14 protein-coding genes, 1 tRNA gene and 3 rRNA genes are annotated in these 22,507 nt (G+C 67.6%); 4 read left to right on the top strand and 14 right to left on the bottom strand.

Annotation, left to right across the window (positions count from 1 at the left end):
- Positions 1 to 26 precede the first annotated feature (26 nt).
- The 4 genes from BLT44_RS03705 to BLT44_RS03690 form a co-directional block, all read right to left on the bottom strand.
- A complete protein-coding gene (locus BLT44_RS03705) occupies positions 27 to 1,502 on the bottom strand; it encodes a hypothetical protein (RefSeq protein ID WP_143025963.1) in 1,476 nt (491 codons plus the stop codon).
- Positions 1,495 to 2,703 (bottom strand): CPBP family intramembrane glutamic endopeptidase, encoded by a 1,209-nt coding sequence (locus BLT44_RS03700; RefSeq protein ID WP_010155454.1) that lies wholly within the window; start codon positions 2,701 to 2,703, stop codon positions 1,495 to 1,497. Before BLT44_RS03700 ends, BLT44_RS03705 begins: the two co-directional genes overlap by 8 nt.
- 268 nt (positions 2,704 to 2,971) lie before the next feature.
- Positions 2,972 to 4,357, bottom strand: coding sequence for a glycine--tRNA ligase (locus BLT44_RS03695; RefSeq protein WP_010155455.1), 1,386 nt, complete (start codon positions 4,355 to 4,357; stop codon positions 2,972 to 2,974).
- A gap of 135 nt (positions 4,358 to 4,492) precedes the next feature.
- The gene (locus tag BLT44_RS03690) at positions 4,493 to 4,963 is read right to left on the bottom strand and encodes a CBU_0592 family membrane protein (protein WP_010155456.1); all 471 of its coding nucleotides are present in this window, start codon (positions 4,961 to 4,963) and stop codon (positions 4,493 to 4,495) included.
- A 147-nt stretch (positions 4,964 to 5,110) separates the two neighbouring features.
- Here BLT44_RS03690 and BLT44_RS03685 point away from each other — a divergent pair, with 147 nt between their 5' ends.
- Complete coding sequence (locus BLT44_RS03685) at positions 5,111 to 6,040, top strand: LysR family transcriptional regulator (RefSeq protein WP_010155457.1); 930 nt, start codon at positions 5,111 to 5,113, stop codon at positions 6,038 to 6,040.
- Here BLT44_RS03685 and BLT44_RS03680 read toward each other — a convergent pair.
- Positions 6,037 to 7,002, bottom strand: a complete 966-nt coding sequence (locus BLT44_RS03680) for a 2-hydroxyacid dehydrogenase (RefSeq protein WP_010155458.1) — start codon at positions 7,000 to 7,002, stop codon at positions 6,037 to 6,039. The two genes, BLT44_RS03685 and BLT44_RS03680, sit on opposite strands and share 4 nt — an antisense overlap.
- A gap of 57 nt (positions 7,003 to 7,059) precedes the next feature.
- On the opposite strand from BLT44_RS03680, the gene BLT44_RS03675 reads away from it, so the two are divergent.
- Together BLT44_RS03675 and BLT44_RS03670 are read left to right on the top strand one after the other, a co-directional pair.
- Positions 7,060 to 7,902, top strand: coding sequence for an endo alpha-1,4 polygalactosaminidase (locus tag BLT44_RS03675; RefSeq protein ID WP_029608118.1), 843 nt, complete (start codon positions 7,060 to 7,062; stop codon positions 7,900 to 7,902).
- A 128-nt stretch (positions 7,903 to 8,030) separates the two neighbouring features.
- Complete coding sequence (locus BLT44_RS03670) at positions 8,031 to 8,408, top strand: hypothetical protein (protein ID WP_074689931.1); 378 nt, start codon at positions 8,031 to 8,033, stop codon at positions 8,406 to 8,408.
- A 10-nt stretch (positions 8,409 to 8,418) separates the two neighbouring features.
- On the opposite strand, the gene BLT44_RS03665 is transcribed toward BLT44_RS03670, so the two are convergent.
- The 5 genes from BLT44_RS03665 to BLT44_RS03645 all read right to left on the bottom strand — a co-directional run bounded on the left by BLT44_RS03665 (position 8,419) and on the right by BLT44_RS03645 (position 14,965).
- Positions 8,419 to 8,691: a helix-turn-helix domain-containing protein gene (locus BLT44_RS03665; protein ID WP_074689929.1), complete on the bottom strand. Its 273-nt coding sequence runs from the start codon at positions 8,689 to 8,691 to the stop codon at positions 8,419 to 8,421.
- A gap of 149 nt (positions 8,692 to 8,840) precedes the next feature.
- Positions 8,841 to 8,957, bottom strand: a 5S ribosomal RNA gene (gene rrf / locus BLT44_RS03660).
- Between the two features lie 125 nt (positions 8,958 to 9,082).
- Positions 9,083 to 12,189 (bottom strand): 23S ribosomal RNA (locus tag BLT44_RS03655).
- A 466-nt stretch (positions 12,190 to 12,655) separates the two neighbouring features.
- Positions 12,656 to 14,181 (bottom strand): 16S ribosomal RNA (locus BLT44_RS03650).
- The 16S, 23S and 5S rRNA genes sit together here, the layout of an rRNA operon.
- 699 nt (positions 14,182 to 14,880) lie before the next feature.
- Positions 14,881 to 14,965: transfer RNA gene (locus BLT44_RS03645), tRNA-Tyr, on the bottom strand.
- A gap of 115 nt (positions 14,966 to 15,080) precedes the next feature.
- On the opposite strand from BLT44_RS03645, the gene BLT44_RS03640 reads away from it, so the two are divergent.
- Entirely contained in the window at positions 15,081 to 15,542 is a 462-nt protein-coding gene (locus BLT44_RS03640) for a GNAT family N-acetyltransferase (protein WP_010155460.1), read from the top strand.
- A gap of 4 nt (positions 15,543 to 15,546) precedes the next feature.
- Here the strand turns inward: BLT44_RS03640 and BLT44_RS03635 are convergent, their stop codons facing one another.
- From BLT44_RS03635 to BLT44_RS03620, 4 genes are all read right to left on the bottom strand, one after another.
- On the bottom strand, positions 15,547 to 19,365 hold the full coding sequence (locus BLT44_RS03635; protein WP_244887463.1) for a proline dehydrogenase family protein: 3,819 nt from the start codon (positions 19,363 to 19,365) through the stop codon (positions 15,547 to 15,549).
- Between the two features lie 60 nt (positions 19,366 to 19,425).
- A complete protein-coding gene (locus BLT44_RS03630; protein ID WP_010155464.1) occupies positions 19,426 to 20,217 on the bottom strand; it encodes an ABC transporter ATP-binding protein in 792 nt (263 codons plus the stop codon).
- A 4-nt stretch (positions 20,218 to 20,221) separates the two neighbouring features.
- Complete coding sequence (locus BLT44_RS03625) at positions 20,222 to 21,280, bottom strand: ABC transporter permease (protein ID WP_010155465.1); 1,059 nt, start codon at positions 21,278 to 21,280, stop codon at positions 20,222 to 20,224.
- A gap of 75 nt (positions 21,281 to 21,355) precedes the next feature.
- Positions 21,356 to 22,363: an ABC transporter substrate-binding protein gene (locus tag BLT44_RS03620; RefSeq protein WP_010155467.1), complete on the bottom strand. Its 1,008-nt coding sequence runs from the start codon at positions 22,361 to 22,363 to the stop codon at positions 21,356 to 21,358.
- Positions 22,364 to 22,507: the final 144 nt, after the last annotated feature.

Below are 22,507 nucleotides of genomic sequence, written 5' to 3'. Positions count from 1 at the left end.
CCGCGGCTCGTCCCGCACATCGAGCCCTACTCCGCGATGCCCGTGAGGCGCCGGCGCAGGTGCACCGACTTCTCCCGAGCGTCGCTGACGGCTGCGGCGAGGTCTCCACTATGCACCTCGGGGCCCACCCTGAGGCAAGTGGATTCCCCTGCGCGTGGCGAAGTGGTATGGCCGATGGCCTCGTCCCGTGCGGCGGCGGTGGCGAAGAGCGCGGGCACCAGCCGGATCGATGCCGCAGCGCTCCCCTCACCCGGCTCGGCGCCCTCGAGCACCGCGCGCACCAGCGCGCCGACCGTGTCGCGCACCTCGGCGTCCGAGGCGTCGGAAGAAGGGCCGTCTGCGCGGCCGCCGGCCGGCCCGCTGAGACGCAGCCGCCACCCCGCGTCCGCCGCCGGCCCCCCGGCCGCGTCGCGCTCCCAGGCGGCGCTCCACCGCTCGCCGTTCGGCGCCATGACGATCTCGAGCGCCGCCGCCGGGCTCGCGATATCGGCACGGTCTGCAGCAGCGGAGCGGGCGAAGTCGGGCGTCGCCACATCCAGTTCGGCGATCCAGCGCACGGCCCGCGGGCTGTGCGCGCGCGCATCGTCGGGAACGCCGGGAAGCCCTGCCGCACGATCGCCGAGCACGACGGCGCTCGCGCGCACCTGCCCTCCCGCCTCGGAGACGAGCCAGGCATCCGGTTCGCCGGCGGCCCCTGCCCCGTCGCGCGCCGCGCTGGCGACGCCGGTCGCGGGAGCCTCGGCCACCTCGACGCCGTAGAGCGCGAGCCGCTCGAGCAGAGCGTCGCGCAACGCGGGCCACCCGCCCGCCGGCCGCACTCGGGTTTCACGTGCAACATGGCGCTCGGCATACGCGAGCGCGGCGCCGCAGAGCGACCCCGCCGTCGTCAGATCCTCGTTGAGCCCGGGCGCGGCGATGGCGACGTCGACGCGCTCGGCGTCGACGCCGTACTTCGCGCGCACGAACGGATCGACGAGGCGCTCGAGCGCCGCCCCGCCGAGGCGGGAGCGCACGAGGGCGCCGAGCGACCGCGTCTTGCCGATCGTCAGCAGCGGCCGCACACGGTCGAGAAACGCGCGCGCCGCCCCGCCGCCGCCGAGCAGCGCGATGCTCGCGCGAGACAGCGGCACGGCGGGGATGCCGAACACCGCCGGCGTCGGCTGCGCCCGCCACACGCGGTCCGCGCCGCGCAGCAGCACGGGAGCCGGAGGCGTCGCGACCGGTCGAGCCGCCGCGAGCGGGGCTCCACCGGGCGACAGCGGAGCGGCGACATGCTCCAGGAACTCGCGCAGCGTTCCATCGGGATCCGTCACCTCGCCCGGCGAGAAGCCCGCGGCGCAGGCATCCGCGTCGCCGGCCCGCCCAGCTTCGCGCGCGGCTCCCCCGCTCACCGGAGCCGGCGACGCCGCGCGGCCGACGCGCACGCTCAAGCCGACCTCCGCGAACTCCAGTGCCGCGGCGAGTTCGACCGGGCCCTCCCCGATGACGTACACGTCAACCACGGGGCTGCGACTCCTGCCCGGGTTCGGCGCCGAAGGCCGGCGCCTCGGCGGCCGCCTGCGGAAGCGGCGCGGGTACCCGGATGAGGTCGATGCGCGAGCGGCCGTACCCGTGCTTGCGGAAGATGCGCAGCACGAGCCAGATGAAGACGGCGTAGCCCACGACCGAGCCGAGGAAGGAGCCCGGGCCGCCGGTCGCCTCGACCTGCGCCGTCTCCCCGCCCACGGCGAACGTCATGAAGCCGAAGGCGATGAGATTGTTCACGATGTGGATCGCGATCGCCGCCTCCAGGCCTCCCGTGCGCCACGTCAGCCAGCCGGCGACGAGGCCGAGCGCCCCCACCGACAGCAGCCCCCAGATGTCGTAGATGTGGGCGAGGGCGAAGCCGACCGACGGAATGACGATCCCGAACCAGGGGCTCTTCAGCCACGAGCCCAGCACCTGCATGAACAGGCCGCGGAACACGACTTCCTCGGCCGTCGCCTGCAACGGCACGAGGAGCACGATGATGATGAGAGACGTCCAGGCGGCGGTCCAGTCGAAGTCGGCGCCCGAGGACGAGGTCTCGGCAGTCTCGCTCAGCGACGCCGGGTCCATCGCGATCTCGAACGCGATTCCCGCGACGTTCATCACGACGACGGCGAGCAGCGCGGCGATCGACACCCGCCCCAGCAGACCCCACCTGATCCGGCCCGCGACCGACCAGACGCGGCCCGTCGGCCGCATGCCGAGCGTCAGCATCGCGAGAATCACGGCCGGGATCATGATGATGATCGACACGAGGCTCAGCAGCACCGAGACCGGAACCTGCGTGTCGAGCACCTCGCCCTCACCCGTCACGATGCCGTCGAGATACGACGGATCCGTCATGAGGATCGGGATGAACGCGATGCTCACGATGATCGTGAAGACGCCGAAGTACACCCCCGAGAGCAGCAGCAGAACGAGCGGCCTCCACCAGCGGTAGTTCGCGACCCCGCGCAGCAGACGATGGTATTCCAGCGGCTCCGTCTCGACGGTCTGCAGCGCGACCTGCGGGCGCGCCCAGGCCCACTCCGGGGCCGGGCCGCCCGGCTGCCCGGGCGCCGAAGGCTCGGCTAGCGACTGCCCGAGCCCCGGCTGCGCCTGCGGTGGGACGGGACCGTGCGGCTGCTGGGACGGGAGATCGGGGCGCTCGGGAGGTTCGGATCCGGTGCTCGTCATACCGCTATCCTCTCATCCGCGCGCGCCGCGCTTCGAGCGCTCCCACCCCTCGCTGCGCTCCGCGGGCTGACGCTGCGCGTCACCGGAGCCGACCGAAACGCTGCGCGTTTCGCTAGGCTCCCACCCCTCGCTGCGCTCCGTGGGCTGACGCTTCGCGTCACCGGAGCCGACCGAAACGCTGCGCGTTTCGCTAGGCTCCCACCCCTCGCTGCGCTCCGTGGGCTGACGCTTCGCGTCACCGGAGCCGACCGAAACGCTGCGCGTTTCGCTAGGCTCCGCGCAAGCGCTCGGCGAGGAACGCGTGGAGCTCGGCGCGGGGCACGCGCACCTGCTCCATCGTGTCGCGCTCGCGCACGGTCACCGCGTCGTCGTCGAGGGAGTCGAAGTCCACCGTCACGCAGAACGGGGTGCCGATCTCGTCCTGGCGACGGTAGCGACGGCCGATCGCGCCCGAATCGTCGAAGTCGACATTCCAGTCGTCGCGCAGATCCTGCGCGATCTCGCGCGCCAGCGGCGACAGCGCCTCGTTGCGGCTCAGCGGAAGCACCGCGGCCTTGATGGGTGCGAGGCGCGGGTCGAGTGCGAGCAGCGTGCGCTTGTCGGTGCCGCCCTTCGCGTTCACCACCTCCTCCTCGCGGTAGGCGTCGACGAGGAAGGCCATGAGCGACCGCGTGAGGCCCGCGGCCGGCTCGATCACGTACGGCGTGTAGCGCTCATTCTTCGTCTGGTCGAAGAAGCTGAGATCCTTGCCCGAGTGCTGCGAGTGCGTCGACAGGTCGAAGTCGGTGCGATTCGCGATGCCCTCGAGCTCGCCCCACTCGCCGCCGGTGAAGCCGAAGCGGTACTCGATGTCGGCGGTGCGCTTCGAGTAGTGCGAGAGCTTCTCCTGCGGGTGCTCGTAGAAGCGGAGGTTCTCGGGGTCGATGCCGAGGCCGACGTACCACGCCATGCGCTCGTTCATCCAGTACTCCTGCCACTCCTCGTCGGTGCCCGGCTCGACGAAGAACTCCATCTCCATCTGCTCGAACTCGCGGGTGCGGAAGATGAAGTTGCCCGGCGTGATCTCGTTGCGGAAGCTCTTGCCGATCTGTCCGATGCCGAACGGCGGCTTCATGCGGGCCGCCTGCAGCACGTTCGCGAAGTTGACGAAGATCCCCTGCGCGGTTTCTGGACGCAGGTAGTGCATGCCCGCCTCATCGTCGACGGGGCCCAGGTAGGTCTTCAGCAGACCCGAGAACGCGCGCGGCTCCGTCCACTGGCCGCGCGTGCCGCAGTTCGCGCACACGATCTCGGCAAGGCCGTCCTTCGGGGCGCGCCCCTTCTTCTCCTCGAAGGCCTCGATGAGGTGGTCTTCGCGGTAGCGCTTGTGGCAGTGCAGGCACTCGATGAGCGGGTCGCTGAAGACCTCGACGTGGCCCGACGCCTCCCACACCTGCTTCGGCAGGATCACACTCGAGTCGATGCCGACCACGTCATCGCGCTTCTGCACCATGGCCTTCCACCACTGGCGCTTGATGTTCTCCTTCAGCGCAGTGCCGAGGGGGCCGTAGTCCCACGCCGAGCGCGATCCGCCGTAGATCTCACCCGCCTGGAAGACGAAGCCGCGGTGGCGGGCGAGGGCGATGACCTTATCGAGGCGGGACTGCTCAGCCATAGTTTCTGTATCACTCCAAGGTGCAAGCGGGGATCTTGGCGCCGCTCGCGTGACGCGGCGGCATAGAGGCCCAGTCTACCGACCGAGCGCGCCGACGCCGACGGCCACGGCTGCGCGTCGACGGCGCGCGCAGGCTCACGCGGCGAGCGCCGTCGTCCCCGCGCCGCTCGGAGCGATCCCGCGATCGCGCTGCGGCGACTCGGATCGCGGCAGCCAGGGCAGACTGATCGGCGCGGCGAGCGTATCGCTCGGATCCCACGGCGACTGCGGCATCGGCAGCACCGGGAGCGGCACCGTCACCGGCGCCGTCGCAGAGCCGGGCGACGCCGGGGCCGACGAGGGCTCGGGGCGGATCGCGTCGTGCCGACGGCGGAAGGTCGCGAACAGGCCGTACGCGCCCATCACTCCCCAGACGATGTTCGACGCGAACGACGGCCAAGCCCCGTAGGCGAGAGCGCCGCCCGCGGCGAGCAGCCCGCCGACGGCGTTGAGCGCGAGGTAACTGCGCGTCGACGGCGACCAGGTTCCGCGCAGCATCAGCACGTAGGCGACGAAGGTGCCCACCGTGCCCATCCAGCCCAGCATCGTCCCGATCAACGTCTCCACCGCCGCTCCCCCCGCTGTTTTCCGGCGCGCCGCTGAGACTCGAGGAAGAGTCGTGCTCTTCCGGCGCCCGCGACACGTCAATTCTCGGCGGCCCGCCGATCCAGCACAATCGAATCTTGACTGATCCGGGATGTAGAATTTCTGAACATGAGGATCGCGGTCTCGCGCTTGCCGTTCCTGCTGCAGATCGCCCGCAGCGGCGGGGTGCTGGCCGCGGCCGAGGCGCTCACGCTGACCCCCTCGGCGGTGTCCCAGCAGCTCGCCCGCCTCGAAGCCGAGGTCCGTGTGCCCCTCGTGATCCGGAGCCCCCGCGGGGTCACCCTGACGGCGGCCGGGCGCGAGCTCGTCGAGCTCGCGGAGAACGTGGAGCGCGAGGTGAACGAGGCGGCGCTCCGCGTGGGCGCCGCGAGCGAGCTGCCGAGCGGATCCGTGCGACTCGGCGCCTTCCAGAGCTTCATGAGCGGCGTGATCGCGCCGGCGCTCCCTCGCTGGCGCACCGAGCTCGCCGGCGTGCACCTCGAGACCGTGGAGGGCGAGATGCCGGATCTGCTGCGAGGCCTCCGCACGGCTGCGTTCGATCTCGTGGCCATCGAGCGCGACGAGTCCATTCCGCCGCCCCCGCTCGGGCCGGGCGTGCGCGAGGTGCCGCTGCTCGACGATCCCTGGGTGCTGGTCGCGCCGGCGGGCACGCAGGCGGCGATGGGCGTCATCGAGCTGGATCAGCTGCGCCTCCCCTGGCTCGAAGTCGACCGCAGCTCGGGGGTGCATCAGGCCGCCGCGCGCGTGCGCGACCGCCTCTCCTCCTCGACCACCTCGCCCCACCGCTACGCGAGCCATCAGTCGGCGCTCGCCCTCATCGCCGCGGGCGAGGGGGTCGCCCTGCTCCCGCAGCTCGCGCTCCAGGAGTTCTCACTCACGGGCGTGGAGACGCACGAGCTCCCCGGCCTCGGCTCTCGCCGCATCTCGGTGCGCTACCGGGTCGGGCGCAAACCCGATCCCGCGGTCGGGGCGGCCGTCGAATTCCTGCAGCTGCTCACGGCCCCCGGCGAGACGGCGGCGGATCACCCGCACCGCTAGGGCGTCGGCGATCCGGATCGTCGCTCCCACGACCCGAGCACGATGTTCTCGGGCGTCTCACCGCGCTGCAGGTGGGCGATCTGGCGACGGATGAGGGCGGACATGCGGGGCAGCATCGCGCTGGAGTCGCCGCCGACGTGCGGGGTGATCAGCACGTTCGGCGCCGTCCACAGGGGGTGCCCGGCCGGCAGCGGCTCGGGGTCCGTGACGTCGAGCGCGGCGCGCAGCCGCCCCGACTGCAGCTCCGCCACGAGCGCCGCGGTGTCGACGACGGGGCCGCGGGCGACGTTCACCAGCAGCGCGCCGTCCGGCATCGCCGCGAGGGCGGCGGCGTCGATCAGTCCCCGCGTGCCGTCGGTGAGCGGCACCGCGAGCATCACGATCTCGGCTTCCGCAAGGCTCTCGTGCAGCGACTCGAACCCGCGCACCTCGACCGATTCCCCGGCGAGGTTCTCCTCGCGTCGCGCAGTGCGCGCCAACCGCGTGATCTCGACCTCGAACCCGGCGAGCCGAGCCTCGATCGCCTGCGACACTCCGCCGTAGCCGATGAGCAGCACGCGTCGATCCGCGAGACTCGGGAGCGAGCGCAGCTGCCACCGCTCCTCCTCGCCGTCGCGCACGAACTGCGGAATGCCGCGCTGCGCGGCCAGTGCGAGCGCCATCGCGAGCTCGGCCGTGGAGCCCTCGTGGACGGTTGCGGCGTTCGCCAGCGGGAGCCCCTCCGGCAGGTGCTTCGACACTCCGTTGTACCCGATCGACTGCCACTGCACCAGACGCGCCTCCACCCCTGCGAGCTGTGCCAGGGGGCGGGCCCCGCCCCAGTAGGGAGGCACGACGATGTCGAGCTGCTCACGCGGCGCCGGCGCATCGAGATCCCACTCGACGAACTCGACGCCGTCGACATCGCCGACGGCGTCACGGAGGCCCGGGTCGGAGGGCAGGGACACGAGGAGGTCGCTCATGGCTGCGAGTCTAGCGTCAGCGATAGCATCGAAGCGCGGGGCAGAGGGGGCGTCTTCATGAGGTGGAACAGCGGTGCGCGCCGGGTGCTGAGCGGCGGAGCGCTGCTGGCGGGTGCGCTCGTGCTGTGCGCGGGGTGCGCGGCGCCGGCGCCGCAGACCGCAGCGGACGCGGGCCGGATCGAGCTGCCGCCGGCGAGCGGAACCCCCGACTATCAACTGGGCGGAGCGTACGCGCCCGCCGAGGCCGTCGACATCGTGGCGCGCGACCGTACGGCGGACCCCGACCCCGACCGGTACTCGATCTGCTACGTGAACGGCTTCCAGACCCAGCCCGGCGAGCGCGCGCTCTGGCCCGACGCAACCCTGCTGCAGCGCGGCGGTGCTCCGGTGATCGACCCCGAATGGCCCGATGAGATCATTCTCGACACGTCGACGACGGAAGCGCGGGGGCGCATCCTCGAGATCGTCGGCCCCTGGATCAGGGGGTGCTCCGCGTCGGGCTTCGACGCCGTGGAGTTCGACAACCTCGACACCTACACGCGCAGCGAGGGAGCGCTCGCGCGCGAGGACAACATCGCGCTCGCGACCGCGTACGTCGAGATCGCGCACGAGGCGGGCCTCGCAGCGGCGCAGAAGAACTCCGCTGAAGACGCCGAGTTGCTGCGATCCACTGCGGGGTTCGACTTCGCGATCGCCGAGGAGTGCGCCGCCTATGCTGAATGCGGCGCCTACACCGACGTGTACGGGGAGCACGTGATCGATGTCGAGTACGACGATGCGCTGCCCCGGACGTTCGCGGAGATGTGCGCCGACGGCGCGACACCCGCGTCGGTGGTGCTCCGCGATCGACAACTCGCCCTTCCGGGGGATCCCGCGCATCGCTTCGAGACGTGCAGCTGAGCGGTCTGTTCTGCGGGTGTCGGTGGCGTGCGGCAGAATGGTTGCTGTAGACCATGCGTCACATGCCTGTCGGTCGGTCGACGGGAATTGCGGGGGCAACGCGACGCGGAGAGGAACAGGAGTAGTGCATGGCACGCAGCATCGTCCCCCCACACCACCCGTTCGTGATCGCCCTGTTCGACGAGATCGACCCCGCCGGGTCGACCGTGGTCTACGGCGACGACCCCGAGCTCTGGGCGTGGCTCACACACCCCGTCATCTTCGCTGCGGGGCGGGAGTTCGCCGAGCTCGCGATCCCGGGAACCCGTGCGCGCGCCCACGTCACGATCTGGGCGCCCGAGAACGACAAAGCGCAGCACCTCACAAGAATGCCCGGCACACGAGCTCCGCACCCGTCACTGATCGAGCTCGATCTCGGCCCCGCCCAGTCGCTCGCGTTCCGGGCATCCTACGCCCGCCTCGTGCGGGCCATCCCGCAGGGGCGCGTGTTCGAGGGCGCGTGGTGAGAAGCGGGTGCTACCCGCGGCGCCGATCGGAGCTCGATAACGCCTGGGCACCCATCTCGAGCGTGACCAGCGAGAACAGATCCGATAACGGCACCTCGAGCGCGCCCGCGATCCGCGCGAGCACGTCCAGAGTGGGATTGCGGCGGCCGCTCTCGATCCCGCTCACATACGTGCGATCCAGACCGGCATGCAACGCGAAGGCCTCTTGCGAGCTCCACCCGCGAGCGACGCGCAACTCGCGAAGACGGGTACCGAAAGCTTTGCGATGCGCTGGAATCTCCACTCGACCACCCTGCCCCGAATGCGGACGATGAGTCCACCGACGATCAGTCACAACAAGTGCGGGGATACCCGCACGCACAAAAAAATTGAGGCCCGTGCCCGAGCGATCACCATCATGGTGACCACCCCAGCACGAGCCTCAGAAAAGGTGTCCGGCGGTGTCCTACTCTCCCACAAGGTCCCCCTTGCAGTACCATCGGCGCAGTCAGTCTTAGCTTCCGGGTTCGGAATGTGACCGGGCGTTTCCCTGACGCTATAGCCGCCGTAACTCTATTCACATATGACCACACCCACCCCAAGGGTGGCTGCGTGGCCGTACGTCTAGAACCACAAAGTGGACGCGAAACAATCGTTACAAACACACATCATGCCCCACCACAAAAGGGTGGGAAGAAATCAAGTCATCGGCTTATTAGTACCAGTCAGCTCCACACATTACTGCGCTTCCACATCTGGCCTATCAACCCAGTAATCTACTGGGAGCCTCACACACACAAGGTGTACGGAGATCTCATCTCGAGGCCGGCTTCCCGCTTAGATGCTTTCAGCGGTTATCCATCCCGAACGTAGCCAACCAGCCATGCCCTTGGCAGAACAACTGGCACACCAGAGGTCCGTCCAACCCGGTCCTCTCGTACTAGGGTCAGATCCTCTCAAATCTCCAACGCGCGCAGAGGATAGGGACCGAACTGTCTCACGACGTTCTAAACCCAGCTCGCGTACCGCTTTAATGGGCGAACAGCCCAACCCTTGGGACCAACTCCAGCCCCAGGATGCGACGAGCCGACATCGAGGTGCCAAACCATGCCGTCGATATGGACTCTTGGGCAAGATCAGCCTGTTATCCCCGAGGTACCTTTTATCCGTTGAGCGACAGCGCTTCCACAAGCCACTGCCGGATCACTAGTCCCGACTTTCGTCCCTGCTCGACCTGTCAGTCTCACAGTCAAGCTCCCTTGTGCACTTACACTCGCCACCTGATTGCCAACCAGGTTGAGGGAACCTTTGGGCGCCTCCGTTACTTTTTGGGAGGCAACCGCCCCAGTTAAACTACCCACCAGGCACTGTCCCAGAACCCGATCAGGGTCCGTAGTTAGATATCCAATATGACCAGAGTGGTATTTCAACAACGACTCCACCCAAACTAGCGTCTGAGCTTCACAGTCTCCCACCTATCCTACACAAGCCACACCGAACACCAATACCAAGCTGTAGTAAAGGTCACGGGGTCTTTCCGTCCTTCTGCGCGTAACGAGCATCTTTACTCGTACTGCAATTTCGCCGAGTTCACGGTGGAGACAGCTGGGAAGTCGTTACGCCATTCGTGCAGGTCGGAACTTACCCGACAAGGAATTTCGCTACCTTAGGATGGTTATAGTTACCACCGCCGTTTACTGGGGCTTAAATTCAAAGCTTCGACCCGAAAGTCTAACCTCTCCTCTTAACCTTCCAGCACCGGGCAGGCGTCAGTCCGTATACATCCACTTGCGTGTTAGCACGGACCTGTGTTTTTAGTAAACAGTCGCTTCCCACTGGTCTCTGCGGCCACCACACCCTTTCCGGAGTAAATCCGTATAAGTGGATGGCCCCCCTTCTCCCGAAGTTACGGGGGCATTTTGCCGAGTTCCTTCACCATGATTATCTCGATCTCCTGAGTATTCTCTACCTGACCACCTGAGTCGGTTTGGGGTACGGGCAACAGCAAACCTCACGTCGATGCTTTTCTTGGCAGCATAGGATCACCTGCTTCCCCTAACGGGTCCGCATCATGTCTCACCCAAAGCCGAAAACTATTCATAATCGACGGGCTACACATTTACACCGGGACAACCATCGCCCGGCACAGGCTACCTTCCTGCGTCACACCTCACGCTCACCACCCCAGTTCGGGTTCGCAACCGCCACCCGCACATCACCCGAAGGATCCGTAACAGGCTTTGGATAGCTGAGCACTACTGGTTAGGTCTTTGACGGTTTACCGCCGGTACGGGAATATCAACCCGTTGTCCATCGACTACGCCTGTCGGCCTCGCCTTAGGTCCCGACTTACCCAGGGAAGATTAGCTTGACCCTGGAACCCTTGGTCTTCCGGAGGACGGGTTTCTCACCCGTCTTTCGCTACTCATGCCTGCATTCTCACTCGTGTAGCATCCACGACTGGTTCACACCGCCGCTTCACTCGCCACACGACGCTCTCCTACCCATCCATACGGCTGGACCACGAAGGCCTACCTGTTATATGAATGCCACAACTTCGGTGGCGTGCTTGAGCCCCGTTACATTGTCGGCGCGGAATCACTTGACCAGTGAGCTATTACGCACTCTTTCAAGGGTGGCTGCTTCTAAGCCAACCTCCTGGTTGTCACAGCAACTCCACATCCTTTTCCACTTAGCACGCGCTTTGGGACCTTAGTTGGTGATCTGGGTTGTTTCCCTCTCGACTATGAAGCTTATCCCCCACAGTCTCACTGCTGCGCTCTCACTTACCGGCATTCGGAGTTTAGCTGACGTCAGTAACCTTGTAGGGCCCATCGGCCATCCAGTAGCTCTACCTCCGGCAAGAAACACGCAACGCTGCACCTAAATGCATTTCGGAGAGAACCAGCTATCACGAAGTTTGATTGGCCTTTCACCCCTATCCACAGCTCATCCCCTCAGTTTTCAACCTAAGTGGGTTCGGTCCTCCACGACGTCTTACCGTCGCTTCAACCTGGCCATGGATAGATCACTTCGCTTCGGGTCTAGGACATGCGACTGAACCGCCCTATTCAGACTCGCTTTCGCTACGGCTACCCCACACGGGTTAACCTCGCCACATATCGCTAACTCGCAGGCTCATTCTTCAAAAGGCACGCCGTCACAGATACAAAGCCTGCTCCGACGGATTGTAAGCAAACGGTTTCAGGTACTATTTCACTCCCCTCCCGGGGTACTTTTCACCTTTCCCTCACGGTACTAGTCCGCTATCGGTCATCTGGAAGTATTTAGGCTTATCAGGTGGTCCTGACAGATTCACACGGGATTTCTCGGGCCCCGTGCTACTTGGGATACACACCACGCGGTAAAACCATTTCGGATACGGGACTCTCACCCACTCCGGTCGCCCATTCCAAGGCGTTCTCCTATAGCTTCACTCTCACGCTCGAAGGAAAGCAGCCCTTCACGGCACGTCCCACAACCCCGACCATGCAACCCCTGCTCGGTATCACACATGACCGGTTTAGCCTGATCCGGTTTCGCTCGCCACTACTCCCGGAATCACTATTGTTTTCTCTTCCTGTGGGTACTGAGATGTTTCACTTCCCCACGTTCCCTCTACCCGCCCTATATATTCAGGCGGGAGTCACCAGGTACGCACGCGCCCTGGCGGGGTTTCCCCATTCGGAAATCCTCGAATCACAGCCCGTTTATCGGCTCCCCGAGGCTTATCGCAGATTACTACGTCCTTCTTCGGCTCCAGATGCCAAGGCATCCACCGTTTGCTCTTAGAAACTTGAAATCACATACATATGTTTGAAACACACACACCCCCCCGCAAACGGGACGGCATGTGCGACCAATGAAATTATTAGTATCAGCAGCACCACACCACACACACCCCCACACCCCAAAAGAGTGATCCGGTATCCATGATCTGACACTGCAAGATGCTCGCGTCCACTGTGTAGTTCTCAACGTACGGTCGATCCCACCCCCGAAGACAACACGTCCTCCGACAGCGGGTCAGGAACCAGTCCACCAAACCCAAAGGCTCAGCCGGCTGGTCTCCCAGGACCCAATAGTATGCACCCACAAGCACAGCCCGAACATTCCACCTGTTCCAACCATCCCCTCACGGAAACGGCGTACTCCAGCAAAACACCCAAACCGCACTCTTGTCATATGTTCCACCCATGAGCGACTCGCACAGAACATTCGCCTGTGAACGAGCCAATCTGCGGCACATAGTGCCGAGTGCTCCTTAGAAAGGAGGTGATCCAGCCGCACCTTCCGGTACGGCTACCTTGTTACGACTTAGTCCTAATCACCAGTCCCACCTTCGACAGCTCCCTCCACAAGGGTTAGGCCACCGGCTTCGGGTGTTACCGACTTTCATGACTTGACGGGCGGTGTGTACAAGGCCCGGGAACGTATTCACCGCAGCGTTGCTGATCTGCGATTACTAGCGACTCCGACTTCATGGGGTCGAGTTGCAGACCCCAATCCGAACTGAGACCGACTTTTTGGGATTCGCTCCACCTCACGGTATCGCAACCCTTTGTATCGGCCATTGTAGCATGCGTGAAGCCCAAGACATAAGGGGCATGATGATTTGACGTCATCCCCACCTTCCTCCGTGTTGACCACGGCAGTATCCCATGAGTTCCCACCATAACGTGCTGGCAACATAGGACGAGGGTTGCGCTCGTTGCCGGACTTAACCGAACATCTCACGACACGAGCTGACGACAACCATGCACCACCTGTTTACGAGTGTCCAAAGAGTCCTGTATCTCTACAGTGTTCTCGTATATGTCAAGCCTTGGTAAGGTTCTTCGCGTTGCATCGAATTAATCCGCATGCTCCGCCGCTTGTGCGGGCCCCCGTCAATTCCTTTGAGTTTTAGCCTTGCGGCCGTACTCCCCAGGCGGGGAACTTAATGCGTTAGCTACGACACAGAACCCGTGGAACAGGCCCTACATCTAGTTCCCAACGTTTACGGCATGGACTACCAGGGTATCTAATCCTGTTCGCTCCCCATGCTTTCGCTCCTCAGCGTCAGTTACGGCCCAGAGATCTGCCTTCGCCATCGGTGTTCCTCCTGATATCTGCGCATTCCACCGCTACACCAGGAATTCCAATCTCCCCTACCGCACTCTAGCTTGCCCGTACCCACTGCAGGCCAGAGGTTGAGCCTCTGGTTTTCACAGCAGACGCGACAAGCCGCCTACGAGCTCTTTACGCCCAATAATTCCGGACAACGCTTGCACCCTACGTATTACCGCGGCTGCTGGCACGTAGTTAGCCGGTGCTTTTTCTGCAGGTACCGTCACTTTCGCTTCTTCCCTACTAAAAGAGGTTTACAACCCGAAGGCCGTCATCCCTCACGCGGCGTTGCTGCATCAGGCTTGCGCCCATTGTGCAATATTCCCCACTGCTGCCTCCCGTAGGAGTCTGGGCCGTGTCTCAGTCCCAGTGTGGCCGGTCACCCTCTCAGGCCGGCTACCCGTCGTCGCCATGGTGAGCCATTACCTCACCATCTAGCTGATAGGCCGCGAGTCCATCCCGAACCGAAATTCTTTCCACCTACACACCATGCGGTGATAGGACATATCCAGTATTAGACGCCGTTTCCAGCGCTTATCCCAGAGTTCGGGGCAGGTTACTCACGTGTTACTCACCCGTTCGCCACTCATCCACCCCCAGCAAGCTGGGAGCTTCAGCGTTCGACTTGCATGTGTTAAGCACGCCGCCAGCGTTCGTCCTGAGCCAGGATCAAACTCTCCGTAAAAAACGATTGCCCCCCGCGCTCGGGAAAAACAAGCCACCGGGAAGCGAGTTCAATCTGGCAACAGAACCATCAAAACTGACGATTCTTGTTATCCAAAAAAGGAATCTCCCGCACCCGCACCAACGTGCGAGTGCCGGGGATTTTATATCAAATTGGCATATGACAATTTAAGTGCACACTATTGAGTTCTCAAAGACCAGACACCACCCGTCACCCCCAACCAAGAGAGCTCCGAACAGCAACCTGTCATCAACCCCCGGGAGCAGTAAGCGCTCCAGTTGGACCACCCTTCGGGTGTCCACCTTGCGGTGAGATCGGATCTCTTACTTTACACGCTCGAGCAAGACTTTCGCAAGTCCTGCTCTCGGTGATCTCGTGAGAGCCGATGTCCGAACCGAATCTCGGCCGCTTTCGCGCCGTTTTCCGTTTCGCTGACAAGGGAATACATTACGCCGATCCGCACCACCGGGCAACTGCGGCCCACATCCCGGGCGTGTCCGCCCGTATCGGCCCGCGAACACCGAGAACCGCGCCCGCTCGTGGCGCAGGCCGAGCGCTGGAATCGAAGGCGCGAGCGCGCCTCCATGCAGCGGCGCTGCACGGCGTCGGAATGGCCGCCTCCACGCCCTCCGCAGATCACCGATGAAACGCGACAGGCCCCGTCCTCGTCGCGCTTGCGATGAGGACGGGGCCTGTCAGTGGTGGCGGGTGAGGGATTCGAACCCCCGTAGGCAGTGCCAGCTGATTTACAGTCAGCCCCCTTTGGCCGCTCGGGTAACCCGCCGTCGGTCGCACGAGGGCGACCAGGAACCCACCCTAGCGGCTCCACTGCTCGAACGGAAATCGGGCGGGCCCGATCCCGCACACGACGGAAGCGCGCTTCGTGACAGGATCGGAGCATGACCGACCTCCCCGAACCACTGGTGCTCCGCTCCGCGCACGTCTCGGAGATGCCCCCCGCCGCCTTCTACCGCCTCGCCGCGCTGCGACAGACCGTCTTCGTGGTCGAGCAGAACTGCGTCTACCTAGACCTTGACGGGCGCGACCTGGAGGAGGGCTCGGTGCAGCTGTGGGCGGAGGACGCCGACGGCGAGATCGCGGCGACCGTGCGCATCCTCGACGAGGGCGCGGCCCCCGACGGTGCGCGCAGCATCGGGCGAGTCGTCACCGCCCCTGCGTGGCGCGGGCGCGGAGTCGCCGCCGCCCTGCTGGAGGCCGCCATCCGACAGTGCGGCGGCCGCCCGATCGAGCTCCACGCACAGTCGCACCTTGTCGGCTGGTACGCCCGTTTCGGCTTCGCGAGCGCCGGCGACGAGTACCTCGAGGACGGCATCCCGCACACCCCCATGCGGCTGGGCTGACCCCTCAGGGCTCGATTGCGTCATCGAGCCCTGGCACCGTCACCGCCAGTCCGTGCCGGTGCGCCCGCGCGGAGACCGCCTGCTCCCGCACCAGGGAGAGCAGCTCGACGGGGCCGGCCATCGTCACCGGCTCCGCCCAGATGGCCACGCGATCCTGCTGGCCGAGCCACTCCGCGGCGCGCACGCGATCCCCGTCGATGAGACGCACACGCAGCGCTCGCGTGCCGTCCGCCGCGACCGGCCCGGCGACCGCCAACCGCTCGAGCCAGTCGTCGTCGCGTTCGAGCGACACTTCAATGTCGTAGCGCTCCAGGAAGTCGGCGAGCTCGACGGGCAGCACCTCGCCCGTCGAGATCGATATCGGCGCACGCGCGAGGAGCGCCGCCGCGACCACCCGCGCGAGCGACACGATCGCACCGCCCTCCGCGAGCCGCACGTGAGTGGCGACGGGGCGGTGCCTCATGACGTTGCGCTCGATGCCCAGCCCGATCGCATCGCGGTCGACCCCGAACGACGTGCGCCAGGTGAGGGCGTCGGCGAGCGCGGCACGGCGCAGCTCGTCGAAGGCCTGGTACGGCAGCACCGGCTGGAGCGCCTCGATGAGCAGGCGCACCTCCGGCTCGAGCCCGCGCAGGTGCAGCGTCTCGCTGCGGCTCCCCTCCCGGAGCCGCCACGAGCCGAGTGCGATCAACCGGTTCGGTCCGCCGGCGAGGCCCGAGAGCCCCATGCCCGCATCGTTCCACCCGCCTCCCGGCTGGCGCTCCACCCGCGCCCGCGTCGTCGCGCGGTTGACCGACACCGCCGCAGCCTCGACGCCGTCGAGCCAGGCGGCGATCTCGTCGGCGTCGTTCGAGTGGATCGCGGCGACTCCGCCGCTGCCCGGGCTGTTCTGCAGCGCCAGCGCCTCGCCCAGCGAGTGCGCCGTCGTGATCCCGACGACCGGGACCGTTCGCGCATCGTCCCAGAAGGCGGCCCCCGCCGCCACGCCGGCTCGCACCCCGGGCGACCAGACCCGCTCCTCCGGGTCGAGCGGAGCGGGCGTCACGATCCACTCCTCGCCCCGGGCGAGCTCGGCGAGGGCGCGCCGCTCTGCGGCGTTCGGCGCCGCGTGGAGCGGGCCGACCTGGAGGCCGAGCACATCCGAGTCGACGTCGCGCCCGCTGTCGCCGGCGCGGAGCGCGCGCACCGCATCGGCGAGGCCCTCCCGGAACCGCCGCGAACGGGCCACGCTCCCGAGCAGGATCACGCCCCGGGCCGCGCGCAGACCGCCCGCCGCGCCCGAGAACGCCGAGGCGACCACGTCGGCGATCGCCAGATCGAGATCGGCGGAAGGGGTGACCAGCACGAACCCCCGCGCGCGGAACCGCCCCTCCACCCGGAGATCGGGGCGTCGGCGCGACAGCTCGAGCGCCTCGGCGCGCGAGCCGATGACGCAGGCGCGATCCACGCCCCGGTGCGCGGCCAGCTCGGCGACGGTCTGCCCGACGACGGCCGCCTCGAGCCGCACCACCCCGGGAGTGAGCCCGCCGACCTCGCACTCCTCCAGCACGGCGGCGGCCGATGCGCGCAGACGATGCGGCACGATCCAGAGCACCCCGCTCCCCGCGGCGAGCGCCGCGAAGACGGCCTCCGCCTGCGCCGAGAGCGGCGTCGGCGCGTCGGCGGCGACGAGCACGAGCGGGTCGGGCACGAAGGTCGCCCCGCGCACGGCGCCGAGGGCCTCGGCGAGCTGGCCGCTGTAGCGGGCCGCATCGACGAGATCGTCGACCTCCGCGTCGAGCTCCGCGACCGGAGCGCCCGTCTCGGTGGCGAGCAGCTGGATCAGCCGATCGCGAGCGGCGACCAGTGCGAGTGCGGATCGGCGGAGGCGCGAGGCGCGCGTGCGGAACGGCTGCGCCGACCACGCCTCAGCGCGCGACCGGGCTTCGGCGGCGACATGATCGGGGTTCAGATCGGCGGCCGAGAGCGCCACGGTGTCGTTCGCGGTGTCGAGGGCGCCGACCTCGGTGCGGGCGGCCCGGAACAGCTCGCGCGCCCACTCGCGGTTGCCGGCGACGGTCGCGTCGGTGCCGGGTTCGTTCGCGAATCCCGACTCGGAGACGGCGGGGATGGCGCGCGGCGGCGCCACCGCCTCGAGCGTGAACTCCCCGGTCGACCCGCGCGTCAGTCCGAGCACCGCCGCGGTGAGCCCGCCGGTCTCGAAGCGCGCGGGCTCGTCGGGCGCCCGGTAGAAGAGCGCGCTGTCGCGCTCCGAGGGATCCCACTCGCGGGCGCGATCCTGCGTGCGATGCGAGCCGGGCGCGGGCTCGGAGGCCCGGCCGAGCGCCGTCTGGAACTCGGCGAGCGCGCGGGACAGCGCGGATTCCGCACCCGGCTCCGCGTCTGCGCCCGGCTCCGCGTCTGCGCCGTCGGAGTCGCCGAGCTGCGGAATGAGCGCTTCGAGCCGGGAGAGGCTCGAATCGGGATCGGCCGCCTCGGCGGCAATGCCCACGAGCAGATCGACGGCGCCCCCGAACTCCTTGGGGGAGACGACGGGCACGGAGACGCGCACGTGCGACAGGGCGCCGCGCAGCACCGTCGCGAGGCCGGGGGCGACGCCGCTGCGCAGCTGCACGGCGCTCAGCTCGAGCGAGCCGAGCTCCTCCGCGAGCGCGATCGCCGAGGCCAGCACGAACACGTCCTCCGTGGCGAGCACCGGCCGCAGCACCGCGGCACGACCCGGGTGCAGGGCGAGCTCCAAGAGCCGGAGGAACTGGGCGAGCACGTCTGCGCGATCCTCCAGCACCGGCACCGGGAGGCCGGTCTCGATGGAGGCGATCCGCTCGGCCCCCGCGACGCCCCCGACTCCGATGACGACCTCCGCCGGCGCCCCGCCCTCGGCGACCCGGCGCTGCGCCCACCGGCTCAGCCGGCCGTAGTACTCGCGCGACTCGGGCAGCTCGGCGAGCAGCTGCACGCCGATGCGCGCCCGGTCGAGTGCGGGGTCGACGAGCGCCCGCACCGCGATGTCGGGCAGCATGCGCGCCCACCGCACGCTGCCGGCCGCGAGATGGATCGTGGTGCCGTGCTCCACCGAGGCGCGCAGCACGGGTTCGAGTGCGGCCGCCGCGCGCTCGACGTCGTCGTCGAACGACCAGTCCGAGCCGCCGGGGGCGATGCGCTGCGGGTCGACCACCAGGTGCGCGACGGCGGGGTGCGCGGCGAGCGCGACGAGCCGCTCCACCTCGCGCGCCGCCCCGGCGGGGCCGTGCACTCCCGTGCCGAGCGGCCGCGTCACGGGGGTGATGCCCGCGTCCGTGCAGCGACGGTTCGCCTCCACGAGCGCCGAACCGACGGAGGAGCCGAACCGCGCCGAGGGCGCCGCACCGCCCGCGCCACCCGCACCGCCAGCGCCGCCCGCACCGCTCGCGCCGCCCGGCAGTCGAACGGCGAGCACGAGCCCCGACACGCGATCCCGAAGCCATTTGCGGGCGACCGGCATCACCGCCCACGGGAGGCCGAGCGACGTCGCTCCGCCGGCGCGCACCGCGAAACGATCTCGCGCCGGGAGGGAGTCGGGCACCTCCTGCGAGACGGCGTGCAGGCCGAGCGCCGAGGCGAAGGCATCCTCCGTTCCCGCAACGAGTTCGAGCAGCCGTCGCGTGAACTCGAAGCTGTCGGGGTCGCCGCGCAGCCCTTCGAGCAGATGCGCCGAACCGCGGGCCTCCAGCGCATCGTCGGGCGCGCGATCGCGCAGCGCCGCGATCCACGCGTGCACGAGCGCTTCGGAGCGATCCGAAACGGCGTCCCACACCGACGCCGGGGCGATGGGTTCAGCTGCCATGACCCCACTGTATGAGGGTCTCGCGCGAATGCCGGGAGCGCGCGCCGAACGGCGGCGGGGTCAGGCGAGGAGCGCCCGGTCGTCGAGCTGGGCGCCCTTGATCTTCGCGAACTCCTCGAGGAGCCGCGGCACGGTGAGCTGCCGCTTCTCCGCCGCCGACGCCTCGAACACGATGTTGCCCTCGTGCATCATGATGAGTCGGTTGCCGAGTCGCAGCGCCTGCTCCATGTTATGCGTGACCATCAGCGTGGTGAGCGACCCCTGAGCGACGATGCGGTCGGTGAGCTCGGTGACGAGGGCGGCGCGCTGCGGATCGAGCGCCGCCGTGTGCTCGTCGAGCAGCAGGATGCGGGGCCGCGTGAACCCGGCCATGAGGAGCGACAGGGCCTGGCGCTGCCCGCCGGAGAGCAGCCCGACCTTCGCGGTGAGGCGGTGCTCGAGGCCCAGCTCGAGCGACGTGAGCTCCTCGCGGAAGCGATCGCGCAGCGTGCGGCTCAGCGCGAGCCCGAGGCCGCGGCTCCTCCCGCGGCGCTCGGCGAGCGCGAGGTTCTGCTCGATGGTGAGGTCGGGCGCGGTGCCCGCCATCGGATCCTGGAACACGCGCCCGATGTACTTCGCGCGCTGGAACTCGCGGAGCCGGTTGACGCGCTGGCCGTCGATCTCGATGCTGCCGGAGTCGACGGTGTAGCGGCCGGAGATGGCGTTCAGGAGCGTCGACTTGCCGGCGCCGTTGGAGCCGATCACGGTGACGAAGTCTCCCTCGTCGAGGCGCAGGCTGAGGCCGCCCAGGGCGCGGCGCTCGTTGACGGTGCCGGGGAAGAAGGTCTTCTCGATGCGGTCGATGGTGAGCATGCGGCTACCTTCCGGCGTGCGTGTCGGGTTCGGGGGAGGATCCGGCGGTCATCGGCGCTGCGTCGGCGTCGCCCCTCGGCGCGCCGGCGCGAGCGGCGGTGTCGTCGGCGCCGGCCGTCGCGGCGGCGGATGCCGGCGCGGTCACGTCTTCGAGCACGACGCGGCCGTCCTTGCGCCGCAGCATCGGGATCCTCCGCAGAAAGCCCCAGCGCGGCAGCAGCAGCGCGGCGATGACGAGCAGCGCCGTGATGAGCTTCATGTCGTTCGGGTCGAGGCCGGCGCGGAGGGCGAAGAAGATGATGAGGCGGTAGATGACGGCGCCGAGCACCACGGCGAGGCTGGCGAGCCAGATGAAGCGCTGGCCGAAGATGGCCTGGCCGAGGATGACCGACGCGAGGCCGACGAGGATCAGCCCGACGCCCATGCTGATGTCGGCGAAGCCCTGGTACTGGGCGACGAGCGCCCCGCAGAGGCCGACGAACCCGTTCGAGATCGCGAGGGTGAGGATGGTGGTGCGGTCGGTGTTGACGCCGAAGCTGCGGATCATCGGGCCGTTGTCGCCCGTCGCCTGGATGGCGAGGCCGAGGTTGGTCGAGAGGAACCAGTCGACGATGAACTTGAGCACGAGCACGGCGACGAGGATGATGGCGACGCCGCCCCAGGTGCCGAGCAGGTCGCCGTCGCGCAGCGGGGTGAACACGGTGTCGGCGCGCAGCAGCGGGAGATTCGCGGCGACCGCCGTGTCTTCTTTCGCGGTGCCCATGATGCGCAGGTTGATCGACCAGAGGGCGATCATGGTCAGGATGCCCGAGAGCAGGCCGTCGATGCGCCCCTTCGTGTGCAGCAGGCCGGTGACGATGCCCGCGACGAGCCCGGCCCCGCCACCGGCGAGGGTGGCGAGGACGGGGTTCTGCCCGGTTGTGATCAGCGCGGCCGCGACGGCGGCGCCCGTGGTGAAGCTGCCGTCGACCGTGAGGTCCGGGAAGTTGAGCACCCGGAACGTCAGGTAGACGCCCAGTGCCATCACCCCGTAGATGAGGCCGAGTTCGAGCGCGCCAATCATGCGATGGTCATCCTGTTCGTATCGTTCGTTGGGGAGGTCGAGCGGGTGGGAGGCCGCGAAGGCCGGGATCCCGGGTTACTCGACGGTCTCCGCCTGGTCGAGGATCTCCTTCGGGATCTCGACGCCCATGCGCTCGGCGGCGCCGGGGTTGACCACGTAGGTGAAGCTCTTCGAGGTCTCGACGGCGAGCTCGGCCGGGTCGGCGCCGTCTTCGAGGATCTTGATGGCCATCTCGCCGGTCTGGTGGCCCAGGTCGACGTAGTCGATGCCGAGCGTGGCGACCGCGCCGCCCTCGACGGTGCCGGCCTCGGCGCCGATCACGGGGATCTGCTGCTCCTCGGCGACCTGCACGAGCGAGGCGATGCCCGAGACGACGAGGTTGTCGGTGGGCACGTAAATGGCGTCGACGTCGCCGAGCGCCTCGGTCGCCTGCGCGATGTCGTTCGCGGTGGTGACGGTCTTCGTGACGATCTCGAGGTCGAGGTCGGCTGCGGCCTCCTGCGCCGCTTCGACCTGCACCTCCGAGTTCACCTCGCCCGAGGCGTAGACGATGCCCACCTTCTTCGCATCGGGCACGATCTCCTGCAGCATCTTGAGCTGCTCGTCGAGCGGCGCGAGGTCGCTCGTGCCCGTCACGTTGCCGCCGGGGGTCTCGTTCGAGTCGACGAGCTCGGCCGAGACGGCGTCGGTCACGGCGGTGAAGAGGATCGGCTTGTCGGTGATCGCCTGGGCGGCGGCCTGGGCCGCAGGGGTCGCGACGGCGAGCACCAGGTCGTTGTCGGAGGTCGCGAAGCCCTGGGCGATGGTGACGGCGGTCGCCTGCTCGGCGTTCGCGTTCTGCTCGTCGAAGTTGACGGTCTCGCCCTCGACGTATCCGGCGTCGATGAAGGCCTGCTTGAAGCCCTCGGTCGCCGAGTCGAGGGCCGGGTGCTGCACGAACTGGCTGATCCCGATGTTGAAGGTCTCGGCCGATCCGCCCTCTCCCGAGGAGTCGGAGGAGGAGCAGGCGCTGAGGGTGAGGGCTGCGGCGGCGGTGACGCCGGCGACGGCGAGTGCGCGGCGGCGGAACGAGGTCTGTCGCATGGGTATCGGATCCTTTGCAGGGGTGTCGCCGGGTCAGTGCGTCGGCGAACTGAGCGGGTCGGCGGGAGCCCCCGCCACTTCAAGCATCGTAGACCGCCATCCCCCCGCGGGAGCAACTCGGAGCCGGCTTCGTGACCGAGGCGT

The organism is Leucobacter chromiiresistens (genome assembly GCF_900102345.1).
Taxonomy (GTDB): Bacteria; Actinomycetota; Actinomycetes; order Actinomycetales; family Microbacteriaceae; genus Leucobacter; species Leucobacter chromiiresistens.
Note: the sequence above shows the minus strand (reverse complement) of the source record. Positions and strands in the feature narration are given on the sequence as shown.